The 21,970-nt window shown below is 70.7% G+C and carries 17 protein-coding genes; 12 read left to right on the top strand and 5 right to left on the bottom strand.

The genetic code is table 11. The annotated features are described in order from the left end of the window. Positions 1-73: 73 nt before the first annotated feature. Positions 74-622, top strand: coding sequence for an MFS transporter (locus AB0F17_RS04940; RefSeq protein WP_358016364.1), 549 nt, complete (start codon positions 74-76; stop codon positions 620-622). 350 nt (positions 623-972) lie between these two features. Further along, positions 973-2,403 carry a PepSY domain-containing protein gene (locus tag AB0F17_RS04935; protein ID WP_358016361.1) on the top strand — a complete coding sequence of 477 codons (1,431 nt, stop codon included), beginning with the start codon at positions 973-975 and terminating at the stop codon, positions 2,401-2,403. 6 nt (positions 2,404-2,409) lie between these two features. On the opposite strand, the gene AB0F17_RS04930 is transcribed toward AB0F17_RS04935, so the two are convergent. After that, on the bottom strand, positions 2,410-4,449 hold the full coding sequence (locus AB0F17_RS04930) for a M14 family zinc carboxypeptidase (RefSeq protein ID WP_358016358.1): 2,040 nt from the start codon (positions 4,447-4,449) through the stop codon (positions 2,410-2,412). Positions 4,450-4,680: 231 nt separating this feature from the next. Between AB0F17_RS04930 and AB0F17_RS04925 the strand changes: the two genes are divergently transcribed. Continuing rightward, complete coding sequence (locus AB0F17_RS04925; protein WP_358016355.1) at positions 4,681-5,952, top strand: alpha/beta hydrolase-fold protein; 1,272 nt, start codon at positions 4,681-4,683, stop codon at positions 5,950-5,952. 63 nt (positions 5,953-6,015) lie between these two features. Here the strand turns inward: AB0F17_RS04925 and AB0F17_RS04920 are convergent, their stop codons facing one another. Then, on the bottom strand, positions 6,016-6,345 hold the full coding sequence (locus AB0F17_RS04920) for a hypothetical protein (RefSeq protein ID WP_358016352.1): 330 nt from the start codon (positions 6,343-6,345) through the stop codon (positions 6,016-6,018). A gap of 259 nt (positions 6,346-6,604) precedes the next feature. Here AB0F17_RS04920 and AB0F17_RS04915 point away from each other — a divergent pair, with 259 nt between their 5' ends. Genes AB0F17_RS04915 through AB0F17_RS04895 form a run of 5 tightly spaced genes read left to right on the top strand, consistent with a single transcriptional unit; the run spans position 6,605 to position 11,958 of the window. Then, positions 6,605-7,606, top strand: coding sequence for a LacI family DNA-binding transcriptional regulator (locus AB0F17_RS04915; protein ID WP_358016349.1), 1,002 nt, complete (start codon positions 6,605-6,607; stop codon positions 7,604-7,606). Positions 7,607-7,633: 27 nt separating this feature from the next. Continuing rightward, positions 7,634-8,899 carry a sugar ABC transporter substrate-binding protein gene (locus tag AB0F17_RS04910; protein WP_358016346.1) on the top strand — a complete coding sequence of 422 codons (1,266 nt, stop codon included), beginning with the start codon at positions 7,634-7,636 and terminating at the stop codon, positions 8,897-8,899. Continuing rightward, positions 8,896-9,771 carry a sugar ABC transporter permease gene (locus tag AB0F17_RS04905; protein WP_358016343.1) on the top strand — a complete coding sequence of 292 codons (876 nt, stop codon included), beginning with the start codon at positions 8,896-8,898 and terminating at the stop codon, positions 9,769-9,771. The genes AB0F17_RS04910 and AB0F17_RS04905 overlap by 4 nt, the downstream gene beginning before the upstream one ends. Further along, complete coding sequence (locus tag AB0F17_RS04900; protein ID WP_358016340.1) at positions 9,771-10,577, top strand: carbohydrate ABC transporter permease; 807 nt, start codon at positions 9,771-9,773, stop codon at positions 10,575-10,577. Before AB0F17_RS04905 ends, AB0F17_RS04900 begins: the two co-directional genes overlap by 1 nt. A 10-nt stretch (positions 10,578-10,587) precedes the next feature. After that, positions 10,588-11,958, top strand: coding sequence for a sulfatase-like hydrolase/transferase (locus tag AB0F17_RS04895; protein WP_358016337.1), 1,371 nt, complete (start codon positions 10,588-10,590; stop codon positions 11,956-11,958). Between the two features lie 17 nt (positions 11,959-11,975). Here the strand turns inward: AB0F17_RS04895 and AB0F17_RS04890 are convergent, their stop codons facing one another. The 3 genes from AB0F17_RS04890 to AB0F17_RS04880 all read right to left on the bottom strand — a co-directional run bounded on the left by AB0F17_RS04890 (position 11,976) and on the right by AB0F17_RS04880 (position 16,308). Next, on the bottom strand, positions 11,976-12,908 hold the full coding sequence (locus tag AB0F17_RS04890) for a formylglycine-generating enzyme family protein (RefSeq protein ID WP_358016334.1): 933 nt from the start codon (positions 12,906-12,908) through the stop codon (positions 11,976-11,978). Between the two features lie 346 nt (positions 12,909-13,254). Continuing rightward, positions 13,255-15,570 (bottom strand): M28 family peptidase, encoded by a 2,316-nt coding sequence (locus AB0F17_RS04885; protein ID WP_358016331.1) that lies wholly within the window; start codon positions 15,568-15,570, stop codon positions 13,255-13,257. A 117-nt stretch (positions 15,571-15,687) separates the two neighbouring features. Beyond that, positions 15,688-16,308, bottom strand: coding sequence for a hypothetical protein (locus AB0F17_RS04880; RefSeq protein ID WP_358016328.1), 621 nt, complete (start codon positions 16,306-16,308; stop codon positions 15,688-15,690). 181 nt (positions 16,309-16,489) lie between these two features. On the opposite strand from AB0F17_RS04880, the gene AB0F17_RS04875 reads away from it, so the two are divergent. From AB0F17_RS04875 to AB0F17_RS04860, 4 genes are all read left to right on the top strand, one after another. Beyond that, positions 16,490-18,595, top strand: coding sequence for a sensor histidine kinase (locus AB0F17_RS04875; RefSeq protein ID WP_358016325.1), 2,106 nt, complete (start codon positions 16,490-16,492; stop codon positions 18,593-18,595). Beyond that, on the top strand, positions 18,592-19,242 hold the full coding sequence (locus tag AB0F17_RS04870; protein ID WP_358016322.1) for a response regulator transcription factor: 651 nt from the start codon (positions 18,592-18,594) through the stop codon (positions 19,240-19,242). The genes AB0F17_RS04875 and AB0F17_RS04870 overlap by 4 nt, the downstream gene beginning before the upstream one ends. Positions 19,243-19,346: 104 nt before the next feature. Then, a complete protein-coding gene (locus tag AB0F17_RS04865; RefSeq protein ID WP_358016318.1) occupies positions 19,347-20,276 on the top strand; it encodes an ATP-binding cassette domain-containing protein in 930 nt (309 codons plus the stop codon). Continuing rightward, the gene (locus AB0F17_RS04860) at positions 20,273-21,823 is read left to right on the top strand and encodes an ABC transporter permease subunit (RefSeq protein WP_358016315.1); all 1,551 of its coding nucleotides are present in this window, start codon (positions 20,273-20,275) and stop codon (positions 21,821-21,823) included. Before AB0F17_RS04865 ends, AB0F17_RS04860 begins: the two co-directional genes overlap by 4 nt. Positions 21,824-21,970 lie beyond the last annotated feature (147 nt).

Raw genomic sequence — 21,970 nt, 5'->3', positions numbered from 1 at the left:
CGCTGTTCGCGGAGCGGGGATCGAACCAGAACCCCGGCCGGGCCGTATCTGACCATGTGAGCGGTGATCGCGCGTGAGCGCCGATCAGAACGGATCCGCCGGCCGTGTCGTGCGCGCCGCGGTGTTCGCGGTCGTCTGCGTGTACGCCGCGCTCGGCATGCACGTGCTGGCCGGTGGCCCGCGCGCCGGGCTGGGGATCGTCGCCGCCGCCACCGCCATGACCGGCGCGGGGGCGTACGTTCTCGCGCGCCGGCGGCGGAGCCTGGGGACGCTGCTGGCCGCCTCCTTCGCCGCGCAGTACGGCATGCACCATCTCTTCGGTTCGGGCGTCCCGTTGACGGGGCACCACGAAGGCGGGCTGTCCGCGGGGCTCGGGATGCTGATGGCGCACGTGCTGGTCGCGACGCTGTCCGCCTGGTGGCTGGAGCGCGGTGAGACGGCGCTGGCCACCCTCCTCTTCCTGCTGGCCTGCTCGCTCCGCGACCTGTGGCGACCGCTCACCCACGTGCTCGCACCGCCCGCGACGACGCGCCGCGTGGCTCCGGTCGTGGCGGTCGCGCCCGCCATGCGCGCGTCCCAGGTGCTGGCCTGGGCGCTGTGCCGCCGGGGGCCGCCTCAGTAGGTAGGCGACGCTGTCGCACTGCCCTGCTGACCATTACCGGCACCGCGTGTCGCCGGGTATGACCGCGTGGATCGCCGTCGTACCCCGAGAACCGCACGTCCGGTCCGTCATGACCGTACAAAGATCGCGGCCTTACCGCGAACGCGACCGTACAACGATCGCGGCCCTCACGCTCGTCACCGTACGACGACCGCAGGAATCGCCGTGATCGTCACCGCACGACGACCGCGGTATTCGCCGTGATCGTCACCGTACGACGATCGCCTTCGCCGCGTGAGCGTGCGTCCGGTCATGACCGCCCCCGCTGTTCGCGCGCCTTCGGCGTGCGCGTCTCCGAAACGGAGAAGTTCATGACCTCTGTAGAGGTACGGCCGGAAACCATCCAGCCCACCCCGGCCCTCTCGTCCCAGCGCTATCGCGTCGTCTGGCGCTGGCACTTCTACGCCGGGCTGTTCGTCGCCCCCGTCCTGCTCGTCCTCGCCGTGACCGGATCGATCTACCTGTTCAAGGAGCCGTTCGAGGCGTGGCACTACGCCGACGTCCGTACGCTCGCCGCACCCGTGACCACGGCCCGGCCCCTGTCGGAGCAGGTCGCGGCCGCCCGGCAGGCCCGGCCCGGCGCGGCCGTCATGTCGGTCATTCCGCCCACCGCCCCGGACCGGACCACCCGGGTGATCCTTCAGGGCGCCGACACCGGGCCGTGGGCCCAGGGCGTCTCGGTGTACGTCGACCCGTCCACGTCCCGTGTGGTCGGGCAGATCGACGACGCCACCACCTTCATGCGTGTCGTACGTACCATCCACGGTGAACTGATGTCGGGCACCATAGGCGACCGGGTCGTGGAGATCGCCGCGTGCTGGGCGCTGATCCTCATCGCCACCGGCACGTACCTGTGGTGGAGTGGCCGCCGTGCCCACAAGCGGGCCAAGCGGTCGGGCCGCGGCCGGCTGCGTCGCCTGCACACCCTCACCGGAGTCGGCGCCGGGACGGTGGTCGTCTTCCTCGTCATCTCCGGCCTGCCCTGGTCGGGCGTGTGGGGTGACGGCCTGCAGCGTATCCAGGACAGCACCGGTTCGACCTACCCCAGCGCGGACGCCTTCCCCCACACCTCGACGCTCTCCGGCGACCTGTCCACCAACCCCGACGCCAAGGTGCCCTGGTCGGCCGAACGGCTCCCCGTGCCGCAGTCCGACGGCCACGCCGCGCACGAGAGCGCCGGCGGCGTGCTGCAACCGGGTGCCCTGCCCATCGAGCGGGCCCTGGCCGCCGCCCGCCCGGTCCTGCGCGACTGCCGGCCCGCCGAATGCGACATCAAGATCCTCCTCCCCGCCGACGCGAAGGGCGTCTACACCATCGTCACCGACAACCGCCGCGACCCGGCCGCCGCCCAGACGCTGCACGTCGACCAGTACAGCGGCCGGGTGCTGGTCTCCTACGGCTGGGCCGAGTACGGCATCATGGCCAAAGCCGTCGAACAGGGCATCGCCCTGCACGAGGGCCGCCGCTACGGCACCGCCAACCTGCTCGTCATGCTCGCCGCCTGCCTGGCTCTGATCACGCTCGTGGTCACCGGCGCGTGGATGTGGTGGAAGCGCCGCCCGCGTGGGCGCGCCGGGGCGCCGGCCCGCGCCACCAACAGGCGGACCACGTACGGAGTGATCGCCATCATGGCGGCGCTCGGCCTGCTGTTCCCGCTCGCGGGTATCACCATGGCGGTCGTGCTGCTGCTCGACTGGCTGGTGCTGCGGCGGATCCCGGCGGTCGCGCGGGTGATCGGCTGACAGCGGTCAGGGTTCCCGATAGTCGGCGGCGACCCCGATCAGCGAAATGAGGCCGGAGGCGAACTCCATCGCCTCCGCGTGCCCCTCGCTGAACGGCGGCTGGAAGCCCACTCCCTCCCACGTCCGGGTGGTGGGGTTCCACAGGTCGCTGCCGACCTCGAAGTCCCACCCGAAGATGCCGCGGTCATACCAGAGCTCGTCCGCGGAGTTGCCCGCCGCCGAATACAGCACGTCGGTCACCGGCCCGGTCTGCTGGGGCCAGGTGACCGTGCCCCGTTCGGCGGCGATGGCCTGCTCGATGGTGCGGGCCGAGCGCAGGAAGTACGCCTCCTGCCGGGCCGTGGGCCGGGGCAGGGTGACCCGGCCGTCGAGCTTGTAGGCGCCCGGCGGCCACATGAAGTACCCGCCGTAGCTGTGGACGTTCATCGCGAACTTGATGTTGCGGTACGTCTGCGCCAGCCAGACGACGTTGCGGCTCTCGGGCTCGGAATGCTCGGCGGGCCCGGCGAACGTACCGCTCTGGCAGTTGGCCGAGGCGCCGAAATACCCGTCGGACAGCGATCCCACGGCGTAGTTGCGGTTGACGTCCACGCCCCAGGTATTGCGCTGTGCCGGGTCGGACTGCTGCGCGGGGCAGTGGTTGGTCATGTTCTTACGCTGGGAGTTGAAGTCGTAGAAGCTGTAGTTGGCGCCGTCGGGGTTGACCGTGGGGACGATGAAGATGTCGGTGCGGTTCAGCAGCTCGCGCGTCGCCGCGTCGCGCGGGTAGTTGCGCAGCAGCCGCTCCGCCGCCTCGATGGTGACCAGCGGCGCCACCCATTCCCTGGCGTGTTCCTGGGCGTAGGCGAGCACCCCGGTACGCGAGCCGTCACGATGTACGCCGACGCGCAGGGCCAGCACCCGCCACGGCGCGCGGGACACGTCGGCCGGCGCCTTGAGGAAGTCGCTCAGCTGGGTGAGCGGCACGGGCGCCATGACGCCCAGCCCCGCGTCCGTGCGGTAGGTCGTGGCCTTGACGGCGATGCCCGGCGTCGCGTTGATCGCCGCCACCACCTGGGCCGCGGTGCTGGAGGGCGTGCCGGAGCCGTCGGTCGCCAGGCTGAGCGTGATCTGCTTGCCGTTCACCGTCACCTGTAACGGCCGGTCGGCCGCGCCGGGGGTGACGAGCTCGATGGCCAGGTCATTGCCGCCCTCGGAGCCGTAGGCGTTCGAGGTGACCACGACGGCGGCGCCGGGCACGGTACCGATCAGGGCTTGGGCGTGCCGCCGGTAGCCGTTGGTCGGGTTCGGCAGCGTGATGATGTCGGTGAGCTTGGGGAAGCGCTGGTGCAACGCCTTGACCCGCTCGTTGAGCTGCGCCGGCGGCAGGTACTGGCTGACGAAGTCCTTCTGGTAGCCGGGGCCCGTGCGATCGGGCCGCTCGCCGTCGGGCCACTCTTTGACCCGCGCCTCCGCCTTGCCACCGGCCGCCGAGGTGATGGTGACCCACTGCGGCTGGTTCTCCGCCGGCACCGGAGTGCTGAGCTGGTGACCCAGGTACGCGCCCGCATCGACGTACGGCACCAGCGCCGCCTGCCCGCTGGAACCGCGCCTGCCCGTCCAGCTCGCGCTGAGAACGGCCGCCGCCCCGGCGTCGCTGGACGCCTCGACCGACAGGAAGTACCCGTCGCGGCTCTTGAACCAGACCGCCCGCTCGATGACCAGTTGATCCTGCGCGGCGGCGCTCTTCGGTGCCCTTGCGGATGGGGCCGGGGTGCCGGACGCCAAAGTGGCGCCGAGCGAACCGAGCTCCGTGAGCTGGCTGGGCGTGACGACGGCGTCGACCTGGATGCTGCCGTCCGCCTGCGGCCGTATCCGCTCGGTGAGGTCGGCTCCCGAGGCCATCAGCCGCTCCATCGTGGCCTGGTCCGGCACGGAGAGCGTGACCAGAGAGGCCGGCTCCGGGTCGGACGGCCCGGCGACCGCCGGGACGGACGTCCCCGAGGTCAGGAACGCCGTAAGAAGAACGATCGTCACAACGACTGCGGACGCCCGTAAGCCACGCATCGGCTCCTCCTGGATCACCGGTATGGAGATCAGTGAAGGCCGACTTGACGAAACAGGCAAGACCCACGCAAAAGAGGTGTAACGGGCGACCTACCGCGGGAGTTGTACCCCGGAGCGGCCTGACGGACAAAGGTTGACCTTCATCTCAAACCGGCGGTTGACGCGCAAAACGACGTCGCTTCGTAGCTTGAGGCGCGGCCTCCCATGCGGGCCCGCTTTGGAGGAGAAGTGATGCGACGTTCCCCACGCTGGCTGGCGCGTGCGCTGGCCGGACTACTGCTGATCGCCGGAGTGGTCGTGGTCCCGGCGGCCGCGGCGCAGGCCGAGGTGTGTTCGACGACGACCCTGCCCCAGCCGGACGCTTACGGCATCACCTGCGTACGCGTGGACCGGCACCCGCAGGCCAATGGATCCGAGCTGCGGGACGTCACGATGACCTCCACGGCGATCTTCCAGGCATCCGGCGGCACCCCGGCGATCAGCCCGCTGGCCCAGCCGATCACCGTACGGATCTACCTGCCCAACGGCTACGACCCGGACAGGAGCGCCCGCTACCGCTCGCTCTACCTGATCAACGGCGGCGGGGACGGCTACGACGAGTGGACGACGAAGGCCGATCTGGTGTCTCTGCTGGCCTCCGTGCCCGCCTATGACGGCATCGTGGTGATGCCGACCGGCGGGATGACCGGCTGGTACAGCGACTGGGCCGGGCGTACGGACGGAAATTTCTCGCCCAAGTGGGAGACGTATCACATCTCGCAGCTCATCCCGTGGATCGACGCCAACTTCAACACCATCGCCGACCGATCCGGGCGCGGGCTGGCCGGGATCTCGATGGGCGGCTTCGGCACGCTCAAGTACGCCGCCGCGCACCCCGACGTGTTCTCGGTGATCGGCGCCATCTCCCCGGGCACCGACCTGCGGGCCCTGGGCGCCCAGCGGACGATCTCCAACTCCATGTGGCTGTCCGGCGCGGCGATCACCCTGTTCGATTGGGGGGTATATCGCGTCAACAAGTACGAGAACGGCATCCTGGTGCTCGACCAGGACCAGCAGCGGCGCTACCGGCTGGAGACCCTGTTCGGGCCGCACACCACCACCGTCGTGGACGGCACGACGGTAGACGACTGGCCGGCCGCCAACCCGGCCGAGCTGGCGACGCAGGGCAAGTACGCGCCGTACAGCGGGAAGTTCGGCCTGTACGCGGGCGGCTGCGCGGACCTGCCGGGCCCTCCCAACCAGCCCGAATACGCCAACGGCCACCAGCCGGCGCCGGCCGAGTGTGCCTATGACACCAGCGCCGACGCCGGAGCCCCGATGGCCGGCGAGGCCATGCTCGGCGCGTACGCGAGCGTCTTCGACGCCACGCTGACCAGCCTGGGGGTCGACCACCGGTACTGCTACGGCACCGGCGGCCACGACTGGAACTCCTGGCCCGCCACCCTGGTGGACTTCCTCCAGTACGCGTACGGCACGGCCCCGGCCTACTGCCCCAACGCCTAGCCGAACGCTGCCTCAACGCGTAGCCGAACGGCCTCGCAGGGTGCACCGGTGTCTGAGCGGCGCTCAGTTGTCCGTTGCCTCGGCGAGGCCGCCGTGCGTGCCCCCGTCGAGAAGGTGTGCCCCGGCGTCGTGCAAGGTGATGCCGAAGTGCGCGCCACCGGCGGGCATCCGGTCGTTGTCCGCGTTGTCGGCGTTGATCGCTTTGAAGCGGGTGTCGCGGGTCGGGCCGTCGCCGACGAGGTGGCCGCAGAGGTGGCCGGCGCGGTTGTACACGGCCCAGCGGCCCGCGGCCACCTGCGGCATCGAAGCCGGGTTGTCCTTGAGCCACTGCGCATTGGCCGCGTGCTCGTCGACCTCGGTGGCCGGGTCTTCGGTTTTGCGAGGACTACTCATATTGCGTCCCGCTCTCAGGATTGTGGCTGACGTCCCCCGATACATCGGAGGAACACTCGACGCCTGGGGCCCATGTTAGCGGCGCCCAGCACCAGCCTTGATCCGACCGGGAGGGTGAGAGTAGGATACGATCGTGTTAATCGTTTAACATCAACGAGAGGAAAACTGGCATGATCATCCACACATCGATCGTCATGCCACTTCATGAACCACGAAAAACCTCTTCTCCCTGTAGGAAATACTATGTTATTCGACTAACATGAGACCCACAGCGCGACAGGTGGCCGAGCTGGCGCAGGTGTCGGTGGCGACCGTGTCCTATGTGCTCAGCGGCCGGGACCGTCCCGTCGCCGCCGAGACGAGGCAGCGAGTGCTCGACGCGGCCAGGCAGCTCGGCTACACGCCCAACCAGGCGGCCAGGAGCCTGCGCAAGCGCCGGACCCAGCGGGTCTGCCTGGTTCAGGGCTCGCTCGGCGGAAACCCCAGCGACGAGCGGCTGGCCAGGGACCTGCACGAGATGGCCGACGTACACGGCTACTCCGTGATCACGCTCGCCGTCTACTCCGAGGGCCGCGCGCGAGCGGCGGCCGACGTGCTGCGGAGCGGGATCGCCGATGGCGCGCTGGTCAATCAGACCGGTGACCACCTCACTCACGACCTCCTGGCCGAGATCGTCGGCACCGGACTGCCGATGGTGGTGGTCCGCAACGAGAGCGTGCCGGACGGCTGCGACGTCGTACGGACACCGGAGACGCAGGTCAGCGCCGAAGCGGTCGAGCACCTGCTGACCGAGGGCCGAACTCGCATCGCCTTCATGGCCCACCGCGACGAGCTCTACCGAGACCACCCCACCGGCAGGCTGCTGGGCTACACGACGGCCCTCGACCGGCACGGCGTGGACCGGCGGATCATCGTCTCCGGCGCGGACGACCGCGTGGCGGCCTACCAGTCCGCCACCGAGCTCCTGCGTTCTCCCGACCGGCCGGACGCCATCTTCGCGGCTTCCGACCGGGCGGCGATCAGTGTGATCAATGCCGCCAGAGACGCCGGTCTGAGCGTGCCCGGCGACGTCGCGGTGATCGGCGTCGGCAACATCGACGAGGGCCTCATCAGCAACCCGCAGCTCAGCACCGTCGGCCCGCTCAGACACGACTACACCGACGTCGTGCGGCTGCTCTTCGACCGCCTCCAGGCCGAGGAGCCCCTGCCCGCCCGCGAGATCGTCCGCCCCTGGACGTTCCTGCGGCGGGGCTCTTCCTAAGGGCGCTTGACAGAAGGGAAACCCGAGATGTCCCCCGATCTCTCCCGCCGCGACCTGCTCCGCCTGGCCGGGGCGGCCGCCGCCGCACCGGTCCTGTCCTCCTGCGCCGGAGCCCCGACCGCGCGGAACGCCGCCCCCGGAACGTTCACCGTCTACTGGAACGCCGGACACGACTACCAGGCCTACCGCAAGGTGATCACCGAGTTCGAGCAGGCCAACAAGGTCAAGGTCAACCTCCAAAAGTACCAGTGGCCCGACCTGCGCACCCGGCTGCTGGCCGACTTCGCCTCCGGAACCGCCCCCGACGTGGTGGAGGAACCCGGCGGCTGGGTGCAGGAGTTCGCCATCTCCGGCAACGCCCGCTCCCTTCAGGACTACGTCGACCGCGACGGCGGCGCGATGGGCTTCCCCGCCGACTGGCGCCCGGCCACCGTCGAACGCAACTCCTACCAGGGCAAGGTGTACGGGGTCCAGCTCCACCTGACCTGCAACACGCTCTTCTACAACAAGGCCATGCTCCGGGACGCCGGGCTGGAACCACCCACCACCTGGCCGGAATTCCTGGCCGCCGCCCAGAAGCTGACCAAGGACGGCGTGTACGGCGTGGCGCTCAACCAGGACTACGCCTACGGCTGGCCCTGGCTGCTCCAGGCAGGAGTCAGCGCGTACGACCCCAAGACCGGAAAAGTCATGACTCCGGTGGCGGACGCGGTGGCCGCCATGCAGTTCCAGGCGGACCTGATCCACAAGCACAAGGTCGCCCCCGTACCGGTGTCGAGCACCGACTACTCGGGCCCGCAGAAGCTGTTCTCAGCCGAACGCGCCGCGATGATCCTCACCGGCCCGTGGGACCTCGGCCCGATCAGGACAGCGAGCCCCGACCTGGAGCTGGGCGTGGCCCCACCGCTGAAGGGCGAGCGACAGGCCACCCTCGCGGCGGGCGTCAGCATGTTCGTCCCGGCCAAGGCGGCCAGGCCCGACCTGTCGTGGGACTTCATCAAGCGCGTCACCACCCTTCAGACCGAGCAGGCCGCCACCAAGGAGGTCGGCATGCTGATGCCCCGCACCTCCTGGGCCGGCCTGCCCGAGGTGCAGGCGGACCCGGTCATCAAGGTCTTCGCCGACGCGCTCGGCTCCGCCGTCGACGCCTCGCAGGAGGTACGCCTCACCGGCCGGTTCGGCAAGTTCGAGGAGCAGCTCAAGGTCATGTACCAGGAGGTGCTCATCCAGAACCAACCGGCCGAGTCGGCGCTGAGGAAGTTCAGTGAAGCGGCCGAGGGCTTCCTGCGATGATCCGCCGCAAGACCCTGGCGAGCCGGTACGCCCGGACCGCCTACCTGTTCCTGACCCCGGCGATCCTGTTCTTCGCGGCCTTCTTCTACCTGCCGATCGGCAACGTGGTCGCCACCAGCCTGCGTACCGGGCCGCAGGCCGACCAGTTCGCCGGCCTGGCCAACTACGGTCAGGCGCTGGCCGACCCGGCCGTGCGCCACTCGTTCCTGGTCACGATCGTCTTCGCGGTGGCCGTGGTGATCGGCTCGATCGTCCTCGGGCTGATCCTGGCCATGGCGCTCGACCAGCCGCTCAAAGGGCGGGTGGCGTTCCGCGTGCTGCTGCTCGTGCCCTACCTCACCTCGGTGGCGATCGTCGGCCTGCTGTGGCGCAACATCCTGGATCCGGAGCTCGGCGTACTGAACCGGCTGCTGGCCGCCACGGGCCTGCCGGAGCAGCAGTGGCTCAACAGCGCCCCGCTGCTCACGATCGCCGCCGTTACGCTCTGGCAGAGCGTCGGCTACACGATGGTGCTGTTCCTGGCCGGCTTGCAGGGCATACCCGAGACCTTCCACGAGGCGGCGAAGATCGACGGCGCCGACGCCTGGCGCCGGTTCTGGCGGATCACGCTGCCGCTCCTCGCCCCCACGACGCTGTTCGTCTCGGTGATGGCGGTCATCTCCGGGCTGCAGGCGTTCGGCCAGGCGTACATCATCACCAACGGCGGCCCGGGCGACGCCACCGACCTGTCGGTCTTCCACATCTTCAACATCGCCTTCCGCACCAGGGACTTCGGCTACTCCGCGGCGCAGTCGGTGCTGCTCCTGGTCGTGATCGTGGCGTTCACGCTGATCCAGCTCCGGGCCGGGCGGCGCGGGGAGGTCCAGTACTGATGCGCCGCGCCCTGCTCTACACCCTGCTCGGGCTCGCCTCGCTGGTGACGGTCCTGCCGCTGCTCTACATGCTGTCGCTGTCGCTGCAGACCGAGGCGGAAACGCTGTCGGCGCACGCGGTGCTCTGGCCGGACTCGCCCCAGTGGGGCAACTACGCCGAACTGTTCGCCCGCGCGCCCTTCGGCGATTTCATCGTCAACAGCCTCGTCGTGGCGGGCGTCATCACGCTGGCGCACCTGCTGTTCGACCCGCTCGTCGGCTACGTGTTCGCCAAATTCCGCTTCCCGCTGCGCAACACGCTGTTCGTGGCGCTGCTGGCCACGCTCATGGTGCCGTTCTTCGTGCGGATGATCCCGCTGTACGTGCTGATGGCCAACCTCGGCTGGCTCAACACCTACCAGGGGCTGGTCACACCATTCCTCATGGACGCGTTCGGCATCTTCCTCATGCGCCAGTTCATCCAGCCCATCCCGGACGATCTGATCAGCGCGGCCCGCATCGACGGCGCCTCCGAGCTGGGCATCTACCGGCGCATCATCCTGCCGCAGACCAGGCCGGCGCTGGCCGTGCTCGGGCTGTTCACCTTCGTCTTCCAGTGGAACGAGTTCCTGTGGCCGCTGGTCGCCACCACGACGCCCGAGATGCGCACCATCCCGGTCGGGCTCACCCTGTTCAACCAGGAGTACTTCACGCTGTGGCACCTCACCGCCGCGGGCTCGGTGATCCTGTTCGTCCCCACCGCCGTCCTGTTCCTCCTCACCCAGCGCTACTTCGTGCGCGGCATCGCCCTGACCGGCCTTCGATAGGAGCTCCTTCTTGCGTCCGAACGTGATCGTCGTCTTCACCGACCAGCAGCGGTGGGACACCGTAGGCCCCTTCACCCCGAACCTCGATCGGATGGCCAGGCACGGCACGCAGGCCACGGTCGCGCTGACCCCGCAGCCGGTGTGCGCGCCGGCCCGCGCGGCCCTGCAGACGGGCCGCTATCCGACCACCACAGGGGTGTACCGCAACGGCCGCGTCCTGCCCGCCGAGGAGCGCACACTGGCGCACCACTTCGGCGCGGCCGGATACGCCACCGGCTACATCGGCAAGTGGCACCTGGCCGCCACCGAGCCGGTGCCCGAGGAACTACGCGGCGGCTACCGGTCATGGCTGGCGGCCAACGCGCTCGAGCACACCTCCGACGCCTACCGCACGATCGTGTACGACGAGGCGAACGACCCCGTCTTCCTGCCCGGCTACCGCTCCGACGCGCTGGTCGACGCGGCCGTCCGGTTCGTCGCCGACCACCACGAGGAGCCGTTCTTCCTCTTCCTGTCCTTCATCGAACCGCACCACCAGAACGAAGTGGACAGCTACCCGGCCCCCGACGGCTACGAGGAGCGCTACCAGGGCCGCTGGACACCGCCGGACCTGGCCGCACTGGGCGGCACCGCCGCCCGGCACCTGGGCGGATACCTGGGCCAGGTCAAGCGACTGGACGAAGGGCTGGGCCGGCTGCTCGACGCGCTGAAGAGCATGGAGCTGCTCGACGACACGATCGTCGCCTACACCTCTGACCACGGCAACCACTTCAAGACCCGCAACGGCGAGTACAAACGGTCCTGCCACGACGCGTCGCTGCGGGTGCCGCTGGCCGTGCGCGGGCCCGGCTTCGACGGGGGCGGCGCCATCGCCCGGCCGGTCAGCGTCATCGACCTGCCGCCCACGCTGCTGGAGGCCGCCGGGCTGCCCGTACCGGAGAACATGCAGGGCCGGTCCTTCCTGCCGCTGCTGGGCGACGCCCGCGCGCCCTGGCCGGACGAGGTGTTCTTCCAGGTGAGCGAGTCGGAGGTGGGGCGGGGCATCCGTACCTCGCGATGGAAGTACTACGCCGTCGCCGAGGACGCCGACCCGTTGACCGCGCCCGCCTCCGCCCGCTACCGTGAGCAGGCCCTGTACGACCTGGACAACGACCCGCACGAGCTGGTCAACCTGGCCGGGCACCGATCCCACCTGGAGGTGGCGGCCGGGCTTCGCACGCGGCTGCTGCACAGGATCGTGGCGGCGGGCGAGTCCGAGCCGGTCATCGAGCCGGCCACCGAGCTCGACGGCCGCGAGCAGGCGCTGCCCGACCCCGCCGTACGACTGCGCGCCCCGGAACCGATCAGGTTCGGCCACCAGCCCTCGACCAGCGGATCGTGACCAATCGGGAGCTCAGCTCATAGCGACACGGTGCGGAACCCGCCGTTGGCCATCGACGAGTCGGGCGTGTTCGAGGACCGTGCCGAGTTGCGGTAGCGGTTGCAGTAGGAGTCGTGGCACAGGAACGAGCCGCCACGCAACACCCGGCCCGTGCCACGGAGCGGACCGCGCGGATCGGCGGACGGGGAGTAGGCGTAGTAGTCGGGGGCGTACCAGTCCGAACACCACTCCCAGACGTTGCCGACCGTCTGCCAGAGCCCGTACGCGTTGGGCGCGAACGTGCGGACCGGGGCCGTGGTCAGGTAGCCGTCGGCCAGCGTGTTCTCGGCGGGGAACACGCCCTGCCAGATGTTCACCGGCCACGCGCCCTCGGGCAGGTCATCACCCCACGGATAGCGCGCGCCATCGAGACCGCCCCGGGAGGCGTACTCCCATTCGGCCTCGGTCGGGAGGCGCCGGCCGGCCCACGAGCAGTAGGCGACCGCGTCGTTCCAGCTCACGTGGACCACCGGGTGGTCGGCCTCGGCCGCGGACAGGGCGCCGCCCGGGTGCCGCCAGTCGGCGCCGCGGACACCGACCCACCAGGGGGTGCCCGCGGCGGGGCCCATCACGTCCTCCGGGCCGGCCGCCAGTGCCAGGTGGAAGACGGCGGAGAAGGCGTACTCCTCGGCCTCGGTCCGGTAGCCGGTCGCGTCGGCGAAGGCGGCGAAGTCGGTCGTCGTCACGCTGGTCGCGTCGATGGAGAACGGCGACAGGACGACCGGATGGACGGGCCCCTCGCCGTCGCCCCAGTTGCCATCGCCGGTGGCGTCTCCCATCTGGAACTCGCCGCCGGGAAGGTCCACCTGCTCGATCGTGTGCGTCCCCCGCGCGACGAACCGTACGGGTTCCATCGGCGACGCCGGTGTCGCGGGCGTGCAGCAACTGCCCGACATGTCACACTCCGCCACTCAACGACATGATCTGCGCGAATTCCACATCGGTCACGATACCGGGGAGGGTCATCACCAGTAGGTCGCCTCGTCGAGCCCGCTCATCGTCGGGTCGCAGGAGACGTCGCCGACGTCGTACATCAACGTCATCCAGTGGTGGGTCGAGCCCGGTCAGTTCGCTATTCCGTCCTACATCCCGCTATCTCACGCCTATGTATCGCCTCCCTATGTATCGCCTCTCCCCGCCCACCGGACCCGTCAAGATCGGCCCTCGTCTCAGCGAGCGCGGCGGCGGCGATCGACTACCAACGGACGGATCAGCCAAGGAACTCAGCGAGGAGCCGCGTTCAGACGGGCCGTAAGTTCAGACGGGCCGTAAATCGTAGGTGCGCGTAACCGCGATCAGCTCGCCGTCCTCGCGTGTGGACACCACCAGGCCCGGCGGCCTGGGTGTGAAGCCGGGCACCGCGGACAGGCCGTCGGTCTCGGCGATCGCCGTGAGGCGCACGGGGTCCGTGCCCGGCACGCGCAGGGTGATGTCGACGCCCCTGGCGGGGATGCCGCGGAAGCGGATCTCGCCGGGCCAGGTGTTCGCCCGGATGCCGCTGACGGGCACGGTCACCGGGGTGAGCCCGGTGGCGCCCGCCGTGACCTGGGTGATCGGCCGTTCAACGCGCAGTGTCACCGAGCGTGCGCCCTGCCCCGCCCGCACCCGCAACCTGATCGTGTCCCCGGCGCGGGAGAGTATGGCCACGCGGGGCCCTTCGGTCTCGATCACCGGCGCGTCGCCGGTCCACAGCGTGCGCCGCGCGTAGCCCGCAGGCAGCGATCCGGTGTCCTGGCCGGAGACGTATCGCCTGGTCCAGGCCGTGGGCTCGGCATCACCGCTGACCCAGTGGGCCACCCGGGTGTCGGCGTTGAGCACATACGCCAGGTGCGAGCGCTGCGGGTTTGTCGCGTCGAAGGCGTCCGTCGCAAACCCGACACCGGTCAGCGCCACCGCGAGCACGGCGACGACCACGACGCCAAGACCACTGCCACGGCCGCCGTCACGGCTCGGCTCGGGGAGTGCCAGTTCCGCGAGTGGCAGCAGTGTCAGCCCGAACAGGGCGAGGACCAGGGCGCTCACACCGCCGAGCGCGAGCCCCATCCCGTCGAACGCGGTGCCCGCCAGCGCGGGCAGCAGCATCGCGGCCATGGACGCGCCGAGCGTGAGCGCGACGACCCGCCACACCGCTCCAGGCAGCAGCAGTGCGGCCAGGCCGCCGAGCGCGCACAGCAGGGCGGGAAGAGTGAGGACGAAGGCCGCCCCGGGCGCGAACCACGCGGCCAGCACGCCCAGCCCGGCAGGCCATACCAGCGCGCCGATGGCCAGCGCGGCGGGCCCGAGGCGGCCTCGCAAGGGCAGGTACCAGGCCAGCAGCGCCAGCGCGGCCAGCAGGGTGACCGCCGCCTGGTAGGCCAGCGGGCGATGCAGCAGGCCGCCCATCCCGTCGTACGCGGGCCGCAGGGCGACCAGCACCTCCCACAGCCCTTGCGCGAGGATCACCGCCAGGACCAGGGGCGCCGTGGCGGACGCGGCCGCGACGATGATCCGGGGGATGCTCGCCAGCCGCGCCCTGCGCGCCAACAGCGCCAGGCCGGCGACCGCGAGTACGGCGAGCACCGCCAGCGGCCATACCAGCCGGCTGGGATACGTCACCATGACACCAAGAATCCGGAAATACGTTACGTCATGGTCCGCCGCCAGCGCGGGCAGGTCCGCATCCCCCAGGGTGCGGGCCAGCGCCAGCATGGTGGAGCCGTGGTGTTGCAAGCTGCCGCGGTCGAGGTTGGCGATTGAGTCGTCGGCGGTGTGATAGCGCGAGGAGCGCTCGATGTAGGCGAAGTTCATACCGGTGAACCCCGCTTTGGCCAGCGGAGTGAAGTCGGTGTTGTTCGGTAGCAGCCGGTACAGCTCACCCATCACGGAGTCGCCTCGCGGATGCGGCGCGGCGGCGGCGAACGTACTCACCAGTCCCGCGTTGTTCCTTGAGGTCTCGAACATCAGGGACGGCCCACTGACCCCGCGCGCCTCCCAGTTGAGCAGCACTCCGCCCTTGCGTCCCAGGGGGTGTTCGCGGACGAACGCCTCTGTGCCGAGCACCCCGTCTTCCTCGCCGTCCGTCATCAGCAGCACCAGGTCGTTGCGGAGCGGGGCGGTGCCCAGCGCCCGTACGGTCTCCAGCATGGCGGCCACCGCCGCTCCGTCATCGGAGGCGCCGGGCCCGACCGCCGCGGAGTCGTAGTGGGCGGCGATCAGTAACGTCCCCGTCGCGTCGGTTCCTCGCCTGGTGGCCACCACGTTGTCCACCTGCCCGAAGGACGCCAGCCCCGACGCGGAGTTCGCACCGATCGCCCGCTGGACCTCCACGTCGAGCCCCACCGCCCGCAACTGTCCGACCAGATAGGTCCTGGCGCGGTCGCCCGCTGGGCTGCCGAGCGGCCGCGGCTCGGCGGCGAACTGTTCGAGATGGCGCAGGGCGCGTTCGGCGCTGAACTCCCGGCCCGGCGCCGACGCGGGGAGGGGCTGCATCGTGCTTTGCCCCATCGCCGTCAGCATGATCACTCCGGCCAGGGTGAGCAGTGCCAGCAGCCCTGCCAGGGTGCGGCGCGGGACGTCGATCAACTTTCCCTTCATGCCGAGAAACGCTAGGTCCGGGCGCCCGAGCGCCGGAATGAAGCGCGTACCCGGATCTGGCTGCGGTTTTCCACAGCTGAGCTCACCCAGACCCACTCGGCCGCCGCCACGCCTTCGTCACAGCTTGATGGGGCGGGCGGCGAGTCGTACGCCCAGGTGGGCGTGTGTGCCGAGTAGCCAGGCGGCGCTGACGTACACCGAGATGGTGGAGCCGCCGAAGATCTGAGCCGCCATGGCCACCGGGAACCACATCCCCGCGAGCAGCGGCAGCCAACGGAACGCGCCTTGGTGGCGGCGCTTGACCGCGATGGTGATGCCCAGGACCAGCATGCCGAGCTGGCTGAGCGGCCAGCAGGCGTCCAGGATCATCAGCGGCGGCGGGAAGTCGTCGTAGCCGACGTAGCCGAAGGACAGCGCGTTGAGCAGAAACGCGCCGGGCAGCAGCACGAGCAGCCCCGCCGGGATCACCCGGGTCCACCCGTCACCGGCACCGCGCGTGGACAGCACAGTCCAGACATAGGCGAAGATCCCCGCGACGAACAGCATTCCGGTGATGGTGTCGAGCGTCTGGGGGCCCTCCAGGATCTTGTCTCCCACGATGATGGTGCCGGCCGCCCAGGCCGTGGCCCCGACGGCCAGGAACAGCCCGGAGAGCTGGACGCGCGCCGGGTTCACGGTGCGCCGGTCCGCCACGGGCTCGTTGGGGTTGACGTTGCTGGGCACTACGTGACTGGACATCGTTAGTTCCTCCGTTGTGTGTCGGTGGACCTACGATCGCGGCGGCGTGTCCCGGGCGCCCAGGGAGCAGGGCCACGCGGGACGGTCCCGGCTTCGCCCGCCGTGACCGGGCCAAATGTCCCGATCGGGAAGGGACAGCGCCCCCGTGAAGGCGGGACGCGTGGTGTGGCACGCTGGCGGCGTGCCCGATCCCTCTCCCACCGACCCCACCGACCCCGCCCCATCCGCGCGGGAACGCGACTCCGCCGGGGACGGTGCCGCGCCCAACGCCGCAGATCGGCGGGTCGCGGCGTGGGCGACGGCGCTGGCCGCGCTGTGCGTCGTGGCCTGTGGTGCCGCCACCTGGGCCGATGTGGTGACGGGGACAGTGACCCGGCCGGGGCCGCTGAACTGGGCCGTGTGGTCCTCGACCGTGCCCGGCGCGGCCCTCGCGATCGCGGGAGCCGCGCTGGCGGTACGGCTGCCGCGCCACCTCATGACCTGGCTGTTGATCGGCGGCGGGGCCGTGGCCGCCCTCAACGGCCTGGCCGGCGCGTACGCGGTGCTGTCGCTGACCCGCCACGACGGCACGCTGCCCCTCACCGCGGGCGCGTTCTACGCCGGGGCGCGGCTGGGCCCGCTGCTGAACCTGCTCCCGCTGCTCATACTGCTGTTCTTCCCCGACGGACGGCTGCCGTCGCCGCGCTGGCGGTGGGCCGCGTGGCTCTCGCTCGGAGCCACGGGGCTGGCCGTCCTGACGTTCTTGACCGTCCCGTGGCGGATCGAGTTGGGGAACGGCGAGTGGCCGGGGCTCGACCTGCCGCTGCCGCCGATTCCGGATGAGTTCTGGCGCTCCGCGCTGGCCTTGGCGCCGGTTCTGCTGGTGGTGAGCCTGCTGGTGCCGGTGGCGGCCTTCGCCTGGCGGTTCAAGGGCTCCACCGGCGTGCGGCGGGCGCAGCTTCGCTGGATGCTGCTGGCCGCGGCGCTGAACATGGTCCTGATCCTGGTCCCCGCCGTCGTGGACGGGTGGCCGCAGGACCTGTCCTTCGTCGTCTCGCTGGTGTCGCTCGCCGCGGCCGTCCTGATCGCGGTGAGCCGGTACCGGCTCTACGACATCGATCCGGTGCTCGGCTGGACCATGCTGTACGGCGGGCTCGCGGTCGCCGTCGTCGCGATCGACGTACCCGTCTTCGTGGGCATGGGGGCGCTCATCGACGAGCCGATCGCGGCGGTCCTGGCGGCGGTCGCGGTGGGGGTGGTCTACGCGCCGCTGCGGGAGCGGGTCCGGCAGTGGGTGAACCGGGTGCTGGCGGGGCGGGCGGAGCCGTACGACGTGGTCTCGGTCCTGGCCCGGCGGCTTGAGGAATCCGTACGGCCCGAGGAACTGCTGCTGGAGGCCGCCACAGCCGTGGCGGCGGCGTTCCGCTCGCCGTACGTGCGAGTCGAACTCGACCGCGCGGACGGCCGGACCGTCGTGGTGGAGCACGGCACGCCCAGGGAGGACGTCGTCGTGCTGCCGTTCTCCTACCGCGAGGCGCTGATCGGCCGGTTCGCCCTGGTGCCGCGCGCGGGCGCGCGACCGACCGAGTCCGACCAGCGGTTGCTGGCCGACGTGGTACGCCAGGCGGCCGCCGCCGTACGGGCGACCGCTCTGACCGAGGAGCTCCAGCACAGCCGTGAACGCCTGGTCACCGGCGTGGCCGAAGAGCGCCGCAGGTTGCGCAGGGACCTGCACGACGGGCTGGGACCCACGCTGGCCGCCGCCGCGCTGAAGGTGGAGGCGGCGCACAATCTGGTCGTCCGTGACACCGACGCCGCCCGGGAGGCGCTGGACCAGGTCAGGACGGACCTGGCCACGATGCTCGGCGACGTGCGGCGGCTGGTGCACGATCTGCATCCGCCGGCTCTGGACCAGTTCGGCCTGGTCGGCGCGCTGCGGCAGGCGGGCGACCGGTTCCGGGACGGCGGGCTCGCCGTGCGGGTGGACGCGGAGGGCGACCTCGCGGGGCTGCCGGCCGCGACCGAGGTGGCGGCGTACCGGATCGTCTGCGAGGCTCTGACGAACGTCGCCCGGCACTCCGGCGCGGCCAACTGCCAGGTGCGCGTCGCCGTGGCCGGGAGCACGCTGGAGGTCGAGGTGACGGACGACGGGCGCGGCGTCCGCCAGGGCGCGCTCGTCGGGGTGGGCCTGGTCGGCATGCGTGAGCGCGCGGAGGAGCTGGGCGGCCGGTGCGCGGTCGGGGCCCGGCGCGGCGGTGGGACCCGGGTTCACGCGGTTCTGCCCGCCGGGACGGTGACCGCTTCATGACGCCGCGCGTGCTGCTCGCCGACGACCATCCGGTGTATCGGAACGGCCTGCGCATGATGCTCGACTCCACGGGCCAGGCCGAGGTGGTGGATACCGCCGCAGACGGGGAGGAGGCGGTGGCGAAGGCCATCGAGCTCCGCCCGCAGGTCGTCGTGATGGACCTGCGGATGCCCCGGCTGGACGGGGTGCGGGCCACCGAACGGATCGTCGCCGCCTGCCCCCAGACGCACGTGCTGGTGCTGACGATGCACGAGGATGACGAGAGCGTGTTCGCCGCCATGCTCGCGGGCGCCCGGGGCTACCTGCTCAAAGGCGCCGACCAGGCCGAGATCCTGCGGGCGATCACGGCCGTGGCCAGCGGAGAGGTGATCTTCGGACCGGCGCTCGCGGGCCGGGTGACGCGCTACTTCGCCAGGCTGGCCGCGGCCCGGCCGGTACGCGAGGAGCCGTTTCCCCAGCTCACGGCGCGGGAGCGGGAGATACTCGAGCTCATCGCGGCCGGCCTGTCCAACCGGGTGATCGCCGAGCGCCTGTCACTGTCGCCGAAGACGGTGCGCAACAACGTGTCCAACGTCTTCACCAAGTTGCAGGTCGCCGACCGCGCCCAAGCCATCATCCAGGCCCGCGAGGCCGGCCTCGGCCAGTGACGGCATCCCTCGTGTGAGGGACGGCGGGTCCCTCGAGTCAGCGATGGTGAAGATGGCTCGCCGGCGTGACGACCGGTGGCGTACCGCTGCCTAGTGTGCCTTGCATGGAAGCAACCATTGAGGTCGCCGGGCTGCGTAAGCGGTTCGGTCAGACCCTGGCGCTGGACGGGATGTCCTTCACCGTGGAGCCGGGACAGGTGACCGGTTTCGTCGGCCCCAACGGGGCGGGGAAGTCCACCACGATGCGGGTGATCCTCGGCCTGGACGCGGCCGACGCGGGCAGCGCGTTAGTGGGCGGGCGACCGTACGCCGGCCTGCGCAACCCGCTGCATCACGTCGGCGCGCTGCTGGACGCCGCGGCTCTCCAGCCGAGCCGTACCGCCCGCAACCATCTGCTGTGGCTGGCCCACTCCCAAGGGCTGGGTGCCAGACGGGTCGATGAGGTGATCGAGCAGGTCGGGCTGGGCTCGGCGGCCCGGCGCCGGGCGGGTGACTTCTCTTTGGGGATGCGGCAGCGGCTCGGCATCGCCGCGGCGCTGCTCGGTGACCCGCCGGTGCTGATGTTGGACGAGCCGGTCAACGGCCTGGATCCCGAGGGCATCATCTGGATGCGCGGGCTGCTTCGGTCGCTGGCCGCCGAGGGGCGCGCCGTGCTGGTCTCCAGCCATCTGATGAGCGAGCTCGAGGACACCGCCGGCCATCTCGTGGTGGTGGGCCGCGGCCGGGTGGTCGCCGACACCAGCGTGGCCGAGCTGATCGCCTCCGCCTCGACCGGCCGGGTCGCCCTGCGGACCACCGCCCGTTCGGAGGCGATGAGCGCGCTGGCACATGCCGGCGCCACCGTGGCCGCCACCGACCGCGACACCCTGACCGTGACCGGCCTGGCGGCCGAACACATCGTCGCGCTCCTCACCCAGCACGCGCTGCCCTTCTCCGAGGTCAGCGCCCACCGCGCCACGCTGGAGGAGGCCTACCTGGACCTGACCCGCGACACGGTCGAATTCCGCGCCGCCGAGCAGGAGGCCACCCGATGAGCATCATCGCCCCGTACCGCTCCCAGCTGCGGGCCGGTCGCGACGGGTTCGCGCAACTTCTGCGCGCCGAATGGACCAAGTTCCGGACGGTCCGCGGCTGGGTGGTCACCATGACGGCCGCGGCACTGGTCACCGTGCTGCTCGGCCTGGCCTTCTCGGCGGTCAGCCATTCCTCGTGCAGCGAGGGTCCGATCGAGGTCGCCTGCCCCACCCCTCCGCTGGGACCGGACGGCGAAGCGGTGAACGACAGGTTCTACTTCGTCAACCGGCCACTGACCGGCGACGGCAGCATCACCGCCCGCCTGACCTCCATGACCGGCATCATCACCTATCCCCCGCCCAACCACGACAAGATCATCTCCGGACTCGTGCCGTGGGCGAAGGCCGGGCTGATCATCAAGCAGAGCACCAAGCAGGGATCGGCGTACGCCGCGGTGATGCTCACCGCCAGTCATGGGGTGCGGATGCAGCACAACTACATCCACGACACGGCCGGCGTCTCGGCGACATTCCCGCGCTGGCTGCGGCTGATCCGCTCCGGCGACACCCTCACCGGCTACGAGTCGGCCGACGGCAAGCAGTGGACGAAGGTCGGCACCGCTCCCCTGACCGGGCTGCCGGACACGGTGCGTATCGGGCTCTTCGTCACCTCGCCCGGCGACCTGACAGTGGACCAAGGCGGCCTCGGCGGCACCCAAGTGCGCTTCACCCAGGCCACCGCCGCCTTCGACCAGGTCAGCGTGCAGGGCGACGTACCCCGTGGCGCGTGGAGCCGCGAGGATGTGGGAGCCCACGGAATGACCGACTGGGAGCGCTACCATCGGGCGAACGGGCTCGTCGAGTCCGGCGGCACGCTCACCGTGAGCGGGACCGGTGACATCGCGCCCATCAGCGACGGCCAGTCCATCGAGCGCACCCTCATCGGCGCGCTGGCCGGGCTGATCGCGGTGATGGTCGTGGCGGTGCTGTTCATCACCGCCGAATACCGGCGGGGCCTGATCCGCACCAGCCTGCTCGCCAGCCCGCGGCGCGGCCGGGTGCTCGTGGCCAAGGCCACCGTGATCGGCCTGGTCACCTTCGCCGTCGGGCTGGTCAGCGCCGCCGTGACGGTGCCGATCTGCACGCAAATCCTGCGCGCCAACGGCAACCACACCCTGCTGGTGAGTCCGCTCACCGAACTGCGGGTGATCGTCGGCACCGCGGCGCTGCTCGCCGGCGCCGCCGTCTTCGCCTTCGCCCTGGGCGCGTTGTTCCGGCGCACCGCCGTGGCGATCACCGTCGCCATCGCGACCGTCCTGCTGCCCTACCTCCTGGCTGTCGTCTCCGGGCTGCCTCTGGGCGTGTCGCAGTGGCTGCTGCGGCTCACTCCGGCCGCCGGTTTCGCCATTCAGCAGAGCGTTCAGGAGTATCCGCAGGTGCTCGCCTACTACGCGCCGCAGATGGGCTACTTCCCGCTGGCGCCGTGGGCCGGACTCGCCGTACTGGGCGCCTACGCGGCGCTCGCCCTCGGCCTGGCCATCCTCCGGGTACGCCAGAAAGACGCTTGACCTGCTTCGCCGGGGCGGGTGGCCTGGGCTCCGTACTCGCAGCGGTGCTCCCCGCCCGATCGACCGGCCCGCTACTGCGTTAACGCAGCGAAGTCAGGCGATTCCAAGAAGATGACAAGACCCCATCGGCAGCTTAGGAGTGCAAGC

This window comes from Nonomuraea sp. NPDC026600 (assembly GCF_040638335.1).
Classification (GTDB): Bacteria; Actinomycetota; Actinomycetes; order Streptosporangiales; family Streptosporangiaceae; genus Nonomuraea.
This window is presented reverse-complemented; position numbering and strand designations above follow the sequence as displayed.